The sequence below is a fragment of the Crocosphaera sp. XPORK-15E genome, from assembly GCF_034931425.1.
Classification (GTDB): domain Bacteria; phylum Cyanobacteriota; class Cyanobacteriia; order Cyanobacteriales; family Microcystaceae; genus UHCC-0190.
This window is the reverse complement of record NZ_JAYGHQ010000003.1, coordinates 139,193-156,555: the sequence shown is the minus strand read 5'-3', so window position 1 is coordinate 156,555 and position 17,363 is coordinate 139,193. Positions and strand designations below refer to the sequence as shown.

Below are 17,363 nucleotides of genomic sequence, written 5' to 3'. Positions count from 1 at the left end.
AATTGATAAAAATAAACTATTGCAATATTTTTCTTCCTTGACATTTAGCTTCAATGTATTCTGGACTCATCTCAAATTCTGACTGAAGTGAATAGTTACGGTCAGGATGAAAATATGAGCTATAAAAAAAGCTATGGGGGGCTTTACCTACCAAACAAATTTTATCGCCATCTTTGATCTTGTTGAAAGTTTCTTCTTGAACATTAACCTCAATGTACTTAGATAGAGACTCATAGGCGGGATAAGTAAAGAAACCGTTAGTTTTGTGGACGAAAATTAGGATAAATGATGTCGCAACTAACGCGAAATTTTTCGGATTAATAAATTTTTGAGAAGATTGTTCAACCAGACGACATAGTAGATAACAATTTAAAGACACAAAAATCATCATCCAGTACATATAATATCTTAATTCATAGGCTTGAGGTAAAAGGGGAGTTATGCCAGTCATAAGAAGCATAATAATGATGGCAATTTTTGATTCCTTATTACGATGTTTCCAGCACAAATATATAAATAAAATCAAATTAAAGATAACATATCCTCCAAAATAGCCACCCAAACCAAACTTTTCTTCATCCCAAGAAATAAAGTCCATTGCTAATGTCCAAGGCCAAGGTCTTCTTTTGTCGAACACATCAATTTCTAGAACGGATCTCCCCCAACGGAAATGAGGGGGAAGTTCTCTAATATTTTTGTGCATGAAGTCAGGGGGTGCTTCATTATGGTTAAGAACAACTCCTGCAATTGTGACCTTAACGGGATAGAAAGGATTAGCATAAAGCACCGTATTTTTGATGGGAGTAATAAAAATAATAACACTTGCTAATAAACAAAGTAACAAGGTTCTTGAGGCCCGAATTAAGTTGTCTTTAGTATTACCCTTGAGTTGCCAATATTTACTAACAATTTTCGGTAAAAGCAATAATAGGGCTAAAAAAACAACGGGAATTAACTGAAATTTGGTATTCGCTGCACTAGCTGATGATAGAAAAATTACTAGGTAAGTTTTATTGTTAAATTCAAGTTTATTGATATATAAAAGATAGGTAGTTAAAATAAGAATAGAAACACCAACATTGCCAGGTAAATCAATGTAACTTCTAGCGGCGTGCATCTGAACCATTGGCACTGCTAAAAGAGTAAGAGAAGCAAGATAAAAAGGTATTTTGAGATAAAAACGCAAATAAGCAATAAATATTAACAAGCTAGAATAAGCAAGTAGGTTCGTGGCTTCTGGTCTTTTAACAATAACCCAGAATAAACCTTGTAACCAATTAGCTAAAAGAGGAAATCCAAGAAAACGATTTTCGATATTATATTCAAAAGTATACTGTTCTGGGGTAATAATTCCCCAAAGTCTGGCAGCAAAGGGAAGATGATACATATAAGCATCTCCTCCGTAATTACCATCAAAAAAGCTAATTAAGAAAATTGAAAAGAGAATTGATATTGAAAAGATAGTCAAAACAGTCTTGGCATTGATAAACTTGAGGACAGGCGCAAGTTTTTTCTCTAGTTTACTTAATTCCTTCGATTCTAAATCAATTTTTGTCAACCAATTAAAATTGATGAGAAGAATACCAGCCACACCCAAAACAAGTCTGACGCTTCTTAGTAATGAAGCATCAGCATAACCGATATAACCAATAATTCCTAAAGCTAAGGTCAAGGAAATTAAACTTGTTCCCAAAACAAAAAATCGATTACCTTTTAGCTTATAAATACTAGGAATACTTTTAAAAGAAGGATGGCCTATGTACGTCAAAAAGGACAACCCTAATAATACTATCCCCAGGCTCAAACTAATTAATGGAATTAACATGATTTTAATCGCAAATCTCCCTAAGTCGGTAAGTTAGATATAAAGATTCGTGGGCAAATCTTGAAAATCAGAAATTTGAGTAATTTTGGCCCCTTGAACCGATAATGTTTCATCACGAGTTCCATGAAGAAAATCAAAATATAAATCAACCTTTGAGGTTTCAGAAAGATGAATAACCCAGTCACGATAACTAGAGGCTAACAAGTTGCTATAGGCATGATAACGGAAGATCGGTTTATTGCCAACCTTAACACCACAAGTTAGGTCATTATCGGTTCCTTGAGCCTTAAAAGCAACATCAATTAAGTAGCGTCCCCTATCAAGAATTAAAGGGGTTTTTAACCCAATTGAGCCATCAGGTTTAGACTGAAAATCAGCAGCCTCTAAAGTAGCAAAATCTTTGAAATTAAAAGGAGGATTATAAGCTACTTCAGACAAGCGATCTTGATGAATATAAAGATTGTTACGAATGCCTACCCCTTCAGGATAATCTGCCGAACTTTCAACCACTTGATAGGTGTTTAAATCTATGGCAATATAACCTTCTGCTCTTAAAAAATCGAGGCAATTCGTATCATCAGGCTGAGTTTCTAAAATTAAATGAGGTTTGGCTGATTTAATCGTATTTGCCATTCCTTTGATGGCATCAAATTCCGCTCCTTCAATGTCCATTTTGGCCAAATTAGGCACTAAACCTGTATGTTTAACAAAATCATCTAAACAGATAGTTGAAACTTCATAAGCTGCCGTTTCATTCGGTTGATTATTGTAGATACTGTCATTAAGATGGCTCCCTAAATAGATAGGGACTTTGGCATAGGATTTATAATAAACAGCGGCATGAAATAATTGCACATTACTGCAACCACTTAACACTAAATTTCGTTGACATTTATCCACAATTCGAGGGCTTGCTTCAAAGGAACAAACAACACCTTTTGGGCCTACCATACGAGACATAATAGTAGTTAAACCGCCAAAATTTGCCCCCACATCAAAGACTACATCCCCAGGGCGACAAAGATCCCGTAATGCTAATTGAACAGGGGGTTCCCAGAAGTTTTCTTGATACCAGGGAGCGATACCATAGAGTCGAACATCTTCCAGTTTGCGCTCAACTCCTAAAAGTTGATCAATTTCAGGAGCTAAGGCTCTTGCTAAACGAATTTTTAGCCAATTTTTCAAGTTATTAATCATTAGCTTTTTCTACCTCAGTTAACCAAAGAAATGCGTGTTGTTCATGACGGTTATCGTTAAAAATACGATAATTAGGGGCGAGTTCCAAACTCATGTTAGGATTCCAAGAAGCCTGATGTTCTTGTTGAATTTGATTGGCAATTTTCCGAGTTTGTAAAACTTGGCTTAAGGGAGAAAAGCGCGACAATTTCGGAATCCAATCTAGGGAACGATAGGCTTTTAATAAAGTCTCAATTCCTTTAAAATATTGTAAGGCTTTTGATTCAGGATGCACCTCTTTTAAATATAAACTTAAGTTGTAAGCGTACTCTAAGTCTGTACTGGTGTGAGTGCAGTAAGATTTACGATAACCTAATGTTGAGTAAATTAATTTTTCGAGATCCTCGACATTTCTATTAGCAAAAGCATAGCGCACTCCGGCTAAAGTTCGATGTAAATACCAAGCCCGCATATCTTCAATTTCTGCGGCGGGACTTTGGGTGGTTCTTTCATCAGGATAGTTCCAAAAGACCCCTAAAGTTTGGTCAACAACTTTACTCTTAATAAAGGGTAACATCCGGCTCTTAAATTCTGTATCCCCTGCCCCTCGGAAACTGCCATCATAGTAACCGAAACGATCATGAATAGATCGGCGATATAATGCCCCCACCCAAGATAAATAACAGGTTTCTAAGTACACTAAATCCTGATGATAATTACTACGATTGTATGGCATAACATCATTAACCCAACTGCCATTTTTATCAACACTGGTGACTAAACTATGACCAATTACCCAATCAAGTTCGGGATCTTTATCTAATTCGGCGGCGAGGATTTCTAAACAACCAGGTAAAATAGTTTCATCTACTCCTAAAAAGGATAAAAAACTTCCTCTTGATAGGTCAATTCCTCGATTCCAAGCTGTCTGAATGGTTTCTCTTTGTTGAGATCTTGCGTAAACAATGGGCAGATTTAATTCGGGAGCCAATTGTTGGAAAATCTGGTATTCATCCCCTGGGGAACCACTATCCATTAATATAATTTCGGCTTCTCCCCGTTGCATTAGGGTTTGATGTTGTAAGGTTCTCAGAAATAGGGGAAGTTTGTCAGCCGCATTATATAAAGAGACAATTACACTAACACGATAAGCAGATTTATCACGGCGATCATCAATAAATTCATAGTCCCGTTGTGGGTTTAATAAATTATCTGAGACAGTCTGTTTAATTAATTCATAACACTTTGTCTCTCGTTCACCAGTTTTGCCATACATAGCATCAATAACTTGAGCTTCACGACGAAACCCTTGATTATTTAAAGCCCGCATGATATATGAAAGATCCCCAAATAAATCTTTATCTAATAGGCGTATTCCTCTGAGTTTATAGGTAGCTGAAACCAGTTCATTACCCCGTATTTCTTCAATTCTGGCAATTTCTCTCCATAAACGAACCCGATCTATGCGGTAGCCATTACCTAAGCGATCTTGTAAATTCTGATTTTCTCCCCCAAAGGCTGAGCCTAATTTCCAGCATTCTTTGACTTTATTCCCTAGGTCTTTTTGGGTTAATTCTGACGCATTGAAGGTAAATTTATAGCGTTTAACTAATTTGGGAGCTTTTAAAGTTTGAGCATTGCGAGGTTCTTCTAAAGGCTTTCTTAGTTGCTCTTTGGTTTCTCCAATAGTGGCTTTAATTTGTTTATAAAGAGGTTTAATCTGGGACTTGATTTGGGATTTAATCCCTTTAATTGCAGGTAATTTTGAGAGACTAAATCCGACTTGTCCCGATTCCCAATAATTAATTAATTGAGCATACCATTGGGCTAATTCTTCATTAATTTCTGTATCAGAAATTAAAGGCTGATTGTAAATTTCCTCTAAAATGGGGTCGGATGTTTCTAAATTAGAAGAAAGGAGTGTATCGACTAAATGTTCCCTATATTCTTGATAATTATCGAGAATATTTTGAATCTTAGGCAACGCAGTATAGATATCATTGATATCAATTTTGATAAAAGGAACAGCAGGGAAACTTTCTTCTAAAAAGCGACAAACCCCTGCACCATTGCCAATGGCTGTGGGACAACCTGAAAATAGAGATTCTAAGGCAACTAAATTTAAGGTATCGTATCGTGAAGGCAGAAAAGTAATAGATTTACTAGCAAATAATTCCACTAATTCTGAGCGAGTCATGGGGGGAAGCATCTTCAGATCTTTCTGTCGATGATTAATCATCTCCGCTAGATACTTTTGAGATGATTTAGTATTATTGTAATTGTAACTATGGGGGCCAATAATACTTGCTTGACTATAGCTTTCTCTAGGAATCCACCAGACTAAATCAATAAAAATATCTGGGCCTTTTCTCTTTTCTGTCCGTCCAATAAAATTGAGACTGGGAGGAGCTTCTGAGGGTAAACCTCTGGTGGGTTTAGGTAAGTCAATAAAATAGAGGGGATTATAATAATGGGAGTCGAAATCGGAAAATTCTCGCCATTCATCTAAATAGCTTTTACTAATGCCATAACGCAGATCTACCGTCTTATATTGCATTTTTTCTTGGAGATCTAGCGGAATATTATCCAAGCCAAAATCAAACCAATCTAAACTAAGGGTCTTAGAAATTTTTCCGTGCATTGACAAAGCAATGCGATTAAAGGTAACACCATAATGTTTGAGGGCAGGCCGCAAAAATATGCCCCATTGTTCATAGTCAGGGACATCAATGACATCAAACTGTTGATTTGTAGCAGAAGCGGCGATATTACTGGCCATAACAAAGGCCCGTTCTACCCATTTGGGCGGTGTCACCTCGAAGAAATTTTTAAAGTCAGTTAAGAGAAACTGTTCTTGATAGGGAAGGGCGTGAGCGTTACTAGGCCGAGGAGTCTCTCGTGGTTCTTTTTCAGCAATATAATAAAAGTCGATTTGGGGATTTTTTTTGATAATACTGCGATAAAAGGTTTGGCCACCGCCAACCTTACTAAATAAATCGAAATCAGCAATAAGGACTTTCATCTTGTTATATTTTGGACCTTGGTTCGCACGCTTAATCAATTTTTTTATCTAAATCTAGGAGTGGCATTCGTCAAATCTTATTCACAATAGTACAGTAAGTCAACTCATCAATGGTCAGTAATTTTAATGTTTTACCTCATTTTAGTTTACAATAACTAATCATGGTTTTTGCAACCTGACTTAGAAAAGAAGCCCATAATAACATATTGATGATGGTTCTGACGTTTATATTTGCAGATAAGTTCCCTAACTCACCCTATTTTTTTCCTTCAATCAGATCTTTATATTGACTGTATAAGTTACGATAATCATACTTTTGGCTAAATTGTTGAGCATTGTCTCCAATTTCTTGCCTTTGTTCAGGATTATTCAAAAGTTTAACAATGAGAGAGGGATATTCTTCTAATTTATCGCAAATAATTCCTTCTTTTCCTGACACCATAGGATAACCTCGAAAGGCGACAGTTGTTCCGAGAATGACTTTTCCATAGGCCATTGCTTCGACGGTTTTTAAGGATGTTCCTGTTCCTGAAAGAAGGGGTAAAATAATTAAGGCTGCTTGATTATATAACATTGAAAGTATTTGATCTTCTACTTTCCCTAATGCGATAAAGTTATCTTTTTCTTCGGGTTCCCAACAACTACCGACAATAACAAACTGACAATCAACTTCAGGATGAATTTGAGAAAAATCTTCAGCCATTTGACGAATAATTTTGACCGCTTCTATATTTGGTTGATGCTGACTTCCCACAAACAAACAAAAAGGTTGATTGAGTTGTTTTAAATGGCTTTCTGATAGCAATATTTCGGTTGATTTATAATATTGATCTTGCTCTAGATCAACTGGGTTAGGAATAACAATTGAAGATAGTTTATACTGCTGTAAAAAAGCCTGATCATTCGGAGAAACACAAATCAAATGATCTCCTTGTTTTAATGCCTTAATTTCTTCTGTTAGGGCAATTTTTCCTATTAACGTAGATGAGTCAAGTTGTTGCGCTAAAATATCATGAGCCGTTACAATTAATTGAGTATCAGATTGATGACAAATATCTGCTACTGTTAAACCCCAAAAAGGATATTCTAAAATGATAGTATCTGCCCATTCTGCTAAGGTTTTCACCCAGTTAATAAACCCTGAATCAAAGCGATATTGATAATATATCCAAGGCAACCAATGATTAAATTCTTGTGAAGTTTCTAGGAATTGATTCTGTTCATCTAAGTCAAAATTTAGGGCATCAAACCAAGATTTATAGGCATCAGCATAAATATCTTTTACTAAACAATAATCTTGATAGGACTGTTGATAATAGGTATAATGTACATCATCCTCTCGGAAATCTTTTGCTTCTCCTGTGGTGAATAACCAAACTTGATAGGATTGTGATTTTAAATAATCAATTAGTAGTCCCACCCTTTTACTTGCGCCACTTTTTCGCTCTAAAATATCTCCCCAAGGGTATAAAATGGCGACCTTTTTGCCTGTTTCTTTTAAGGATAAAGCCCGTTCATTAAGCGTTGAGGTAAAGACAGAATACATCATCTTAAAATACTCAATTTTAGATGAATCTTGAGCAACTGGAATAATATATTTTTCAGGATTTTTTACTGTTTCTTCTAGTTTTTCAAGTTCATTATCATAATGAAGAATTAACACATTACATTGATTCAATAACTGGCATTCTAATTGATACTCACTCAAATCAATCTCTCGATGATTATTGAGAGCATATTGATAGGATTTAATGGTAGAAACTTCACAAATAATTGAAGACTGAGTTACATTAAATTTATCAATAATACTGTAACTAACAATTGAATTCATAATAATAACATCAAATTGATTTGTTTGTAATAATTGAGTTAAATCCGAGGGTATAATTAAATTATATCTATCAACTAAATCTCTTTTTAAGCTCGTTTCTTGATTCAAAAACTCTTGAATATAGTCTTTGGGATTAATGTTATAAGGCATTAGATCAGGCGATTCATAATTAACTATCCATCGTTGTTTTAAGGGAAATTCCTGAAAAATTTCATCAAGCACTGGATATAATTGATGATAAAAAGGCTCATAATTATCACCTTTCCATTGCTCATTGTTGGCAAAAAATAGTCCATAAATATCATAACCACAAAGTCCTAAATATTCAATCTGATTAATAAAAGATGGCGCAATCAGATTTTTATCTAAGAATAAATCACTTTCTAAAATCAAAAGAACCTTCGGAACTAATAAAGGAACAGGTTGAGATACTGTCTCATTATTGACTTCAAATATTACTTGTTCTTCTACAGTATTAATATTAGTTAAATGATTAGTCTTAGAAAGTAAAACATCGACTAAACTATCTGGTGAATTTTGTTCACACCAACCCTTAGAGAATGCTTTCGCTGCTCCCGAAAATTGGGGTAAATTTTCGATAATTCTAATCACCTCTTGAGCAATTTTCTCTGGTTTTTCATAAATACTTGCTCTTGACAAATCGACTTGCTTTGCTAACCAACTATTACTAGGAACAACAACAGGTTTTCCTGCTGCTAATGCTTCTGTTAACACCCCTGAAGTTCTAACATGATAACTATGAGGATCATAAGGTAAAATTAAAAGATCAGCTTCCCCTAAAAGTTGATAATAATCATCAGCAGACATTGCTTCTTTAATTAGGGTTACTTTCTGCTGTGGATATCTTTCTAATTCTAGACGTGCTTGGGGAATTAAACCTTCCCCCCCTTCAATACTAAAATTCGATTGAATCGTCAATTTTATTTGGCCAGGTTGAATATAATCTTTCCATAAATATTGAACAATATCAGGTAAATAATGATAACCTTTTTCGGGCCTTGCATCTCCTAAATAAACAACATTAATAGGTCTATTTAGACTTAATTTTTCTGTTGATTCCTTTAACTTCTCCTGTCGAAATGGAATAGGAATTTGACTAAAAATAACTTTACTTAGGGTATTATGTCGTTGAACTAGATCAATAGTATCTGTATAAAACTGTATAATATTGGGCCATAATTGAGACTCATAGCATTGATCGAGAATTGTTTTTAACCCCATTCCTTTTGCATAAATAACCAAAGGATCTTCAATATCTCGACGCAAAAGAATATGAAAGCGAGGCAGTTGAGAGCGATCACTTGAGGCTAACAAATGATAAACTTCTTCAACTTGTTCAATACCAATAGTATGAATAAAAACTTCATCTTCTGTGGTAACTTTAATCTCTTTTAAAACCTGAGATAAACTATCTTTAAAACTTCTATATTTTGATGTTAATAATTTAATTAATGCTTGATTTATCTTTCTAGAAATAACAGTAATAACATATCTTAATACTCCCCAAATAATTTTAAATATTCCCCACAAAGTATTAGATAATGGAATAGAACGAAGCAACTCAATATCTTGTTTAATCCAATGACCTAATCTTGAGGTACTTCCTTGAACTTTTTCTAAAAAAAGCTTAAGTTTCGGTTGAGTTAATTCCCAATACATGAAGTAAAATGTTAGTTTAGCACTAATTTTATCGGATAATTTTTCTAAAGGATTATCACTTAAAACCTCAAGGATTTTTTTAAAGTTATCTTTCCAGTTGCCCAAACTTTTAGAAGAAACAGGGTTATTAAACCAATCGACTTCAAAAGCTGAAATGATCTGAATATTATCAGGATATAATGATTTTGGAAAGGTATGATTAGCAACGATTATAGGGTAATAACCTTGCCTAGCAGCAGCTTCAGCAACAGATATACTACACTCATAATGATGTCCTTGGAGATTACTGAGTGAGTGATCGATAATAACGAATTTTTTCATAAGTGATGAGTAAATTGAGATTTTTATAATTATTAGTTAAGTGTATTGGTATCGTTTAAGAATATCTCCAAACAAATTATTTAAAGTCTCAATTGTTGAGCTTTTTAGCTTGTCCTTGTGATCTCCAGGTGTCACTTTTCTGATATGATTATCTGGGTTTTCTTCCGTTGGACGGATATCATATTTACTCGCTATTTGTTTAATAGTTTCTTGAGGAATGTTGAAGTTAAGGAACTCAAGCATATCAATAATCCATTTTTCCTTATTAAAGATAACATCTTCATAACGAAAAATTTGCAAATCTTGATTAAAATCCAAGTAATTATGGTAATCATTCCAATTTTTTAGAAAGAATGATGCTTCCTTAACCACATATTCATCAATCGTCATTTCTAAAGCTTTTTGACGAGCAGATAACATCATACTTTGTCTTAATCCTTTTTCGGGAATAGTATGACTATAAGCGATTGAAAAAAAGCGACTCACAACAAGATCTCTGGGATCTCTAACCAATAGAATTTTCTTGCTACGTTTTAAAATTAAATTATCTTTCATAAAAGGAGGAATCACTCTGAAACCTGAATAACAATAACCATCTTGAATAATTTTAGATAGTTCATTGTCATTAACCCACTGCTCCAAGGTAATTCCTTCTGAAAAAGCACTACCAGCTATATCAACCCTTGGAATACCCAGATAATTAGTAATATCAATAATAATTTGATTCAATAATACACTTCCCGCTTTATGTAAAGAAAAAATAAAAAAGGCCGGGTAGGGACTAGGTGATAACAAGTCTAAGGTTAGAATTTGTTGGGATTCTAAAGAAATTTCTACTTTCATAAGTTAAATATTTTTAATGTGACCAATAAAAATGAAAGTAGTCGGCCAGACTTGATAAATGCTCAAGTATTTGGCCATCGTACTTATCAAACTAAAGTTTACCATTCAATCAATGTTAAAGCAAGAAGATGTCAAGAGCTCGGTGATAACGGTTTGTAAGAATGCCGAGAAATTCATAGATAAGGCAATACAGAGTTTTGTTAATCAAAGAAGATTACAGAGGGAATGGTCAATGATAATAAATTTTCTCAGGATTTTGTCTTAAAAATAAGTGACAGCGATCATTAATGCTTAGAGGTCTTTTGAATTAATCTTCTTAGACCGATTTTCTGGGAAAAAGTTGCATAAAGTTTACGAATTGCCGCTTTTGTGGTGGATAAATCTTCAATTTTCTGCTCTAATTCTTTAATAGTTGTAGATAAATTGTTGTTTTCTTGAGTTAGCTTGTCTAACTTTTCAATTGAAAGATCTTTCAGTTCTCTATAACTTTGTTCTTGCCTGAATGCTTGCCAAATCAATGTGGATTGAGTCGCTGGTTTATTTTGATATTCAAGGGCAGTTTTTGTCAATAGCCGCTCGACAATATCTGCCATTTTTTTCCAAGAAAACTGTTTTGCTTGTTCTAATCCTAGCTGTATTAGTTGCTGACGAATGTTGGTTTCTTGAACGATTTGTAATGCCTCAATTATTTCTTTTACATTCTGTTCACTCACATATAAAGCAGCTTTCCCTGCAACTTCAGGTATGGAAGAATTATAACAAGTAATGACAGGACAGCCACAGGCCATTGCTTCAGCAATAGGCAGTCCAAATCCTTCATATTTTGAAGTATAAACTAAAGCAATGGCACCACCATAAGCTAAGCTAAGTTCGTCATCCTCAAGCCTTAATAAATGAACATCTATATTGTGACTTAAAGTTTTTAATTCTGGCTCCAATGTTGCTTCTCCTCCTACACAAACTACAGCAATTTTTTGACAATTTTCTAATTGAGCAAGGGCTTTAAATAAAAGTATGGCATTTTTATATCCTTTCAGGCTAAGTCGTGAACCCACCAATAGAAAATAAGGTTTACTTATATTATATTTGCTTTTAAATTGTTTTAATTTATCTGGCGAGGTGGGTTTAAAGGAGGTGTCAACCCCACAATAGGCAACTGTCACCAACTCTGGAGAAATATGAGGAAAAAACTTGGTTAAATCCTTGGCTGTATTTTGAGAAATTGCCAAATATTGACTACAATAAAGAATTCCTCGGTGTTTTTCTAGCCAACACAGTTCATTTAAGTCAAATTGCATGGCTTCAGGAACCATATCATAGGCCATGAAGACGGTGGGAGTCGAAAGGGGTGTGGTATAGTAGGTGGAAATAAAAATATCGGCCTCTATTTCATCGCAAATTCCTTGCAGTTTAGCGCAATCTATGGCACTATAGCGATAATCATAAGGCTCAATCAGTTTGTAGTTGATTCCTGGAACTTTTGGAGCCGTATTGTTTCTATCTAATACGAGGAGGTGTTGCCCAAAGTCGGAGTTAGCCCATTCTTCTAATAAAGAACGCCAAACGCGAGCAATTCCTGTTTGATTGAATTGGAAAAATACACCGTCAATAACAGTGGTGAGAGAGTATTTTCGAGATTGTTCAGTTTCGGTGACCATTGTAGTTAGCAATTTATTCTAAGATTTAATTCATGCTAAGATTTATTTTAAAATTATTTTACACAAAAAACAATCATAGCGTAGTAGTTCGGACTGAAAAAATATTAATAGTTGGGAAAATCATCAAATCAATTATTTCCTCTGATTGCACAAATATACATTAATAGACATGATAATATCTAGAAAATATGGGATCATAGAGATGAAAGAAAATAAAATCAATTTTTATCATCTAATCTTATGGGTTGTAATATCAATTATTTTTACAATTATACAAATACAGCATTCACTACGCCAAGGACAGTTAGCCCTTCCTCCTTCTTTTGATGATGTAGCTTACTTTGATGACGCTTTAACAAGATTGCGTATTTTTTATGATGGTGGGGTTTTAAGTTTACTAACGAGTCATATAGAAAAACCTCCCCATTCACCTCTGAGTACCTTGATACCTTTCCTGGGATTTGCTTTTTTTGGAATTAGAGATTGGGCCCCTTCAGCCATTAATTTTATTCTAGTTTTTTTGTTGTTATTGTTTATAGACTATTTATCTGGTAATTTACCTATTGCCTGGAAAATCTTTATTGTAATAACAAGTCTCACTTGGTTAATTCCAGGCCATTTAATCATTGAATGTCGCCCTGATATTTTTTGTGGACTTTTGATGGCTAGTTTTGTTGTTCTGATTACCGAAAGACCCTGGCTTGCTGCTAGTAAAAATCGGCATTTTATGGTTGGAATATTAATAGGATTTGCTTTGCTCAGTAAACCAGCTATAAGTCCAGTAACAATTGTTTTAGCGATTTCTGCTATTGGTATTGTTACTCTCATTGAAATTTTTGCTGGTGGTTATAAAGTTCAATGGAAACAAATTATAATTCCAGTTATTCGTTGTTTTGGGGTAGCTATATTAATAGCATTGCCTCATTATTTATTTGCTTTTAAGAAAGTTGTTCAATATATCTATCAAACTCTTGTTGTTGATATTGATATCTGGCAACCAATAGAGCGTTCATTACTCGAAGATATCCTTTTTTATTTAACAGGGTTTGGTGGAAAAATGATGCTCAACAACTGGCTATATCTTTGGTTGTTCATAGCAATAATAACCGTAACTATTGTTATTTATAAAAAAGATTGGGGTTCAATGGTTCGAGTATCTGGACTGGCTGGAGGTATTTTGATCACTTATACCATTGTTACTGTCTCAGAGCATAAAACTCCCTTTACAGGGGTTGTTTTCCCTTGTTTTTTCTTATTCACTTATGTGATGATGATCACCTATATCATTCAATATTATTTAACCGTTAAAAAAGTTGCTCTGAGAAGAATAATTTTGTTGACTTTAGCCAGTATATTTTCTATAAGCCTACTTTTATTTCAATGGCCAGCTACTAATGATACTGCCGCACCCAGATCAGGTTCCTTAGCTGAAACTAGATATTATAATCAGCGATTAGAGCAAATTTACCAAACTATAAGCAATAACATACCTGAAGTTTCACAAGAAAATTATGATGTATATATAACATCGGTTTCCCATTGGTTGCATTATGCTAATTTACGTTACTATTCAGAAAAAGTTGGTGATCGCAGATTGATTTTTGCTCATTATCCTAAATCTGATGATACTAAGCTCATGATAGATAAAATTCAGCAATCAGATTTTATTATAACTTTTAAACCAGATAACAGCGAGGTTCCTAGCTGGTTGCCTAGCAGTAGAGTTCAATCGGAGATACTTGATTTTTTAGAGCAAAACTCCAACTTTAAATTATTAAAAACTTATACTAATCCTTATACCGATGGTACTATATTTTTATATTCTCGAACAAAATAAAAAGGTAAAATACTATTAGTTTTAAAAACTGATTTCTCTCGTCAATTCTCTACTATTTTAGTAATTTAATAAATTTTATTAAAACAAATGTATTGGGTGTAGAGTGATTTTTGAGTATTTGAAACATTTATAGTCTAATGTGAGTCTAATGAGTACAGACATTTGTTTTTTTATAAATTGTGGGAATTAGTAATTTTTTATCAATCATGAAAAGCTTTTTAAAAAAAATAGCAAAAAAACTACCCTTAACATCTAATATTTTCAAGAAAATCGAAACCCTCCAAGCTAATCTTGATTTGGTTACTCAAGAAAACAATAGTTTAACAAATGAATTGAGTCATCTTAGTCAAGAGATGGATAAACTAAAAACAGAACGTCAAGAATATATAAGGATTTTATATCAATATCTCTTGGAAACAGAAACAGAGACATCAGAACTAAATAACTACTTTAATAGTAATTATAATCCCAGAGAAATTATAAACCTTATCACTCAATCTTCGCCCTATCAAGACCAAATAAATAAACAGCACATAGAACGTAAGAATTATGTCATTGACCTTTATCGATATATTTTAGATAGAGAACCAACACCATCAGAAGTTAATATTCATTTGAACAGCAAATATAATCCCATAGAGCTTTTTAACCTCTTTACTGAATCTCAAGAATATAAAGACAAAATGATCAATGAGACAATTGATTTAGATTCAATTTTAGGAATAGCCAAAAGTATTTTAGGAGAACAAAAAAGAATTAGTGCTAATATGATTTTGTCTTGGTATAAGAATGCAGCAGCAGAATTAATCCATGAACATAATAACAATAAATATTTAGAAACTAGGCATTCTTGGGAACTAATAAACCCTTCAAAAGCCAAAGATTCAATCAATAATTTTATTCCCAAGGCAGCCATTATTACCAGTTTATATCGAGGAAAAAAATTCATAAAAGCCTTTCTTGAAAATATGATTAATCAAACATTTTTTGAGCATTGTGAACTAATCATAATTGATGCAAATTCTCCTGAAAATGAGCAAGAAATAATCAAAGATTACTTGACATATTATTCTAACATTAACTATATTAAACTCCAAGAAACAATTGGAATTTACGAAGCTTGGAATTTAGCCATTAAAGAGTCAAATTCGGAGTTTATAACTAATGCCAATGTGGATGACTTACATCGCTCTGATGGCTTAGAGTTGAAAATTAAAGCATTAACAGAAAATCCTTTAGTAGATGTTGTTTATTCAGATGTCTATTATTCTTTCCTAGAAAATCTTCCTTTTGAAATCGTGGAAAAATGTAATATACGAACTAATCTACCTGTGGCTAATAAAGATAATTTATTACAATTTAATTCCCCTCACAATTCTCCTATGTGGAGAAGATCACTTCACAACAAAATAGGTTATTTTGATACTTCATATCAGTCAGCAGCCGATTATGAATTTTGGTTAAGAGCAGCTTTTTCCGGTTCATCTTTCATTAAACTTGCGGAACCTGTTGTTCTCTACTACCATAATCCTCAAGGAATGTCAACTAATCAACAAACCCCTGGACGAATAGAAGGAGAAAACATCATTAAAGCTTATCAAAATATTTTAAATAATTCTACAGTCGAATAAAAATATAATTTTGTTAACTCATTTAATGGGTGTTCAATGTTGTATAATTAGGTTAAATAAATTGAGCTATCCTCCTAAATTTATGAATACTCAATATTCCTTGCCAAAAATTACATTGGCTCATTTAGAAAAAAAGATAGATAATGCAATGGCATCACAGTTGAGTCAACTTCCTCAACAACAGCCGTTAATTGTGGAACCTGAAGTAGATATTTCTGGTATAACTGATTTAGTTAAACATATTGAAGGATTGATCGAAAATGCACAATTGCGAGGTTCAGAAAGAACAACATGGCCTGATAGTTTAAATAAATTTCCCTTTGTCCTATTAAAGCCGTTCAAAAAGTTAATTCTTAAATTCATCAATATTCTCTTTAAAGATCAAATAGAAGTCAATCAAAATTTAGCCGAAGGATTACAGCAATCTCTCCTCATTAATCAAGAACTTATTAGACAGATTGTCAGTTTACGTTATCAGTCTTATAGAGATGTAGAAAATCTCAATCATTATCAGCAACTTCTAGGACAGCAAATCACGGCAACCATCTTGCCTAACTCTCTCGGAAAAATTACCGATCATTTATATGAATTGAATGAAAAAATTGGAGGTGACAAATCATGAAAATAATTATTACTACAGTACAAGTGCCTTTTGTTCGAGGGGGAGCAGAAATTTTAGCTGAAGAATTACTTGGTGTTCTTCAAGAAGCTGGCCACGAAGTCGAAATTGTCGCTGTTCCTTTGAAGGGATATCCCCCTCAAAACATATTAGATACGATGTTAGCTTGTCGTTTATTAGATATCATCGAATCCCACGGTCAATCTATTGATAAAGTCATAGGACTGAAATTTCCCGCCTATTTAATTCCTCATCCTCGGAAGGTTTTGTGGTTACTACATCAACATCGAGATGCCTATGATCTTTGGGGTCATGAATACTGTAATTTATGTCGTTATCCTGATGGCTTTGCTATTCGTGACAGTATCATTAATTCCGATCATAAAACCTTTGCTGAATGTTCAGGTATCTTTACCATTGCGGCTAATGTTTCCAAAAGGCTTAAATACTTTAGTAACTTTGACTCTATTCCCCTCTATCATCCTCCTAAAAATTCTGAGTTATTTCATTGTCAACCGGAAAAAGGCTATTTATTTTTTCCCAGTCGTTTAAACCCCATTAAACGTCAAGAACTTGTCCTGCAATCTCTGGCAAAAACTACTAATCCAGTGAAAGTAGTATTCGCCGGAAAGTCAGGGGATAATTTCTACCACAAAAAGTTAATCTCCCTAGCCGCAGAATTAGGAGTGGCAGATCGAGTCACGTTTTTAGGAAGTATTACGGAGGAGGAGAAAATTCAACACTATGCCAATGCTTTGGGGATAATTTATCCGCCCCTTGATGAAGATTATGGTTATGTCACTCTAGAAGGAATGCTATCCAGTAAACCAATTATTACTTGTACAGATTCAGGAGGCCCCTTAGAATTTGTTCATCACGAAGATACGGGACTTATTAAAGAGTCGCCAAAGAGATGAGAT

Annotated in this window: 10 protein-coding genes; 4 read left to right on the top strand and 6 right to left on the bottom strand. The window is 33.8% G+C overall.

Translation table 11 applies throughout. The annotated features are described in order from the left end of the window. Positions 1–16 precede the first annotated feature (16 nt). From VB691_RS03635 to VB691_RS03610, 6 genes are all read right to left on the bottom strand, one after another. The gene (locus tag VB691_RS03635) at positions 17–1,825 is read right to left on the bottom strand and encodes a hypothetical protein (RefSeq protein WP_323290097.1); all 1,809 of its coding nucleotides are present in this window, start codon (positions 1,823–1,825) and stop codon (positions 17–19) included. 33 nt (positions 1,826–1,858) lie between these two features. Continuing rightward, positions 1,859–3,022: an FkbM family methyltransferase gene (locus VB691_RS03630; RefSeq protein WP_323290096.1), complete on the bottom strand. Its 1,164-nt coding sequence runs from the start codon at positions 3,020–3,022 to the stop codon at positions 1,859–1,861. Beyond that, positions 3,015–6,023: a glycosyltransferase gene (locus VB691_RS03625; RefSeq protein WP_323290095.1), complete on the bottom strand. Its 3,009-nt coding sequence runs from the start codon at positions 6,021–6,023 to the stop codon at positions 3,015–3,017. The genes VB691_RS03630 and VB691_RS03625 overlap by 8 nt, the downstream gene beginning before the upstream one ends. A gap of 256 nt (positions 6,024–6,279) precedes the next feature. Beyond that, positions 6,280–9,855: a glycosyltransferase gene (locus VB691_RS03620; RefSeq protein ID WP_323290094.1), complete on the bottom strand. Its 3,576-nt coding sequence runs from the start codon at positions 9,853–9,855 to the stop codon at positions 6,280–6,282. A gap of 36 nt (positions 9,856–9,891) precedes the next feature. Further along, positions 9,892–10,698: a sulfotransferase domain-containing protein gene (locus VB691_RS03615; RefSeq protein ID WP_323290093.1), complete on the bottom strand. Its 807-nt coding sequence runs from the start codon at positions 10,696–10,698 to the stop codon at positions 9,892–9,894. 284 nt (positions 10,699–10,982) lie between these two features. Further along, a complete protein-coding gene (locus VB691_RS03610; protein WP_323290092.1) occupies positions 10,983–12,356 on the bottom strand; it encodes a glycosyltransferase in 1,374 nt (457 codons plus the stop codon). 202 nt (positions 12,357–12,558) lie between these two features. On the opposite strand from VB691_RS03610, the gene VB691_RS03605 reads away from it, so the two are divergent. The 4 genes from VB691_RS03605 to VB691_RS03590 all read left to right on the top strand — a co-directional run bounded on the left by VB691_RS03605 (position 12,559) and on the right by VB691_RS03590 (position 17,360). Beyond that, on the top strand, positions 12,559–14,193 hold the full coding sequence (locus tag VB691_RS03605; RefSeq protein ID WP_323290091.1) for a hypothetical protein: 1,635 nt from the start codon (positions 12,559–12,561) through the stop codon (positions 14,191–14,193). Between the two features lie 206 nt (positions 14,194–14,399). After that, positions 14,400–15,824 carry a glycosyltransferase gene (locus tag VB691_RS03600; protein ID WP_323290090.1) on the top strand — a complete coding sequence of 475 codons (1,425 nt, stop codon included), beginning with the start codon at positions 14,400–14,402 and terminating at the stop codon, positions 15,822–15,824. A gap of 82 nt (positions 15,825–15,906) precedes the next feature. Continuing rightward, positions 15,907–16,446 (top strand): hypothetical protein, encoded by a 540-nt coding sequence (locus tag VB691_RS03595; RefSeq protein ID WP_323290089.1) that lies wholly within the window; start codon positions 15,907–15,909, stop codon positions 16,444–16,446. Next, complete coding sequence (locus VB691_RS03590; RefSeq protein ID WP_323290088.1) at positions 16,443–17,360, top strand: glycosyltransferase family 4 protein; 918 nt, start codon at positions 16,443–16,445, stop codon at positions 17,358–17,360. Before VB691_RS03595 ends, VB691_RS03590 begins: the two co-directional genes overlap by 4 nt. The last annotated feature ends 3 nt before the right edge of the window (positions 17,361–17,363 follow it).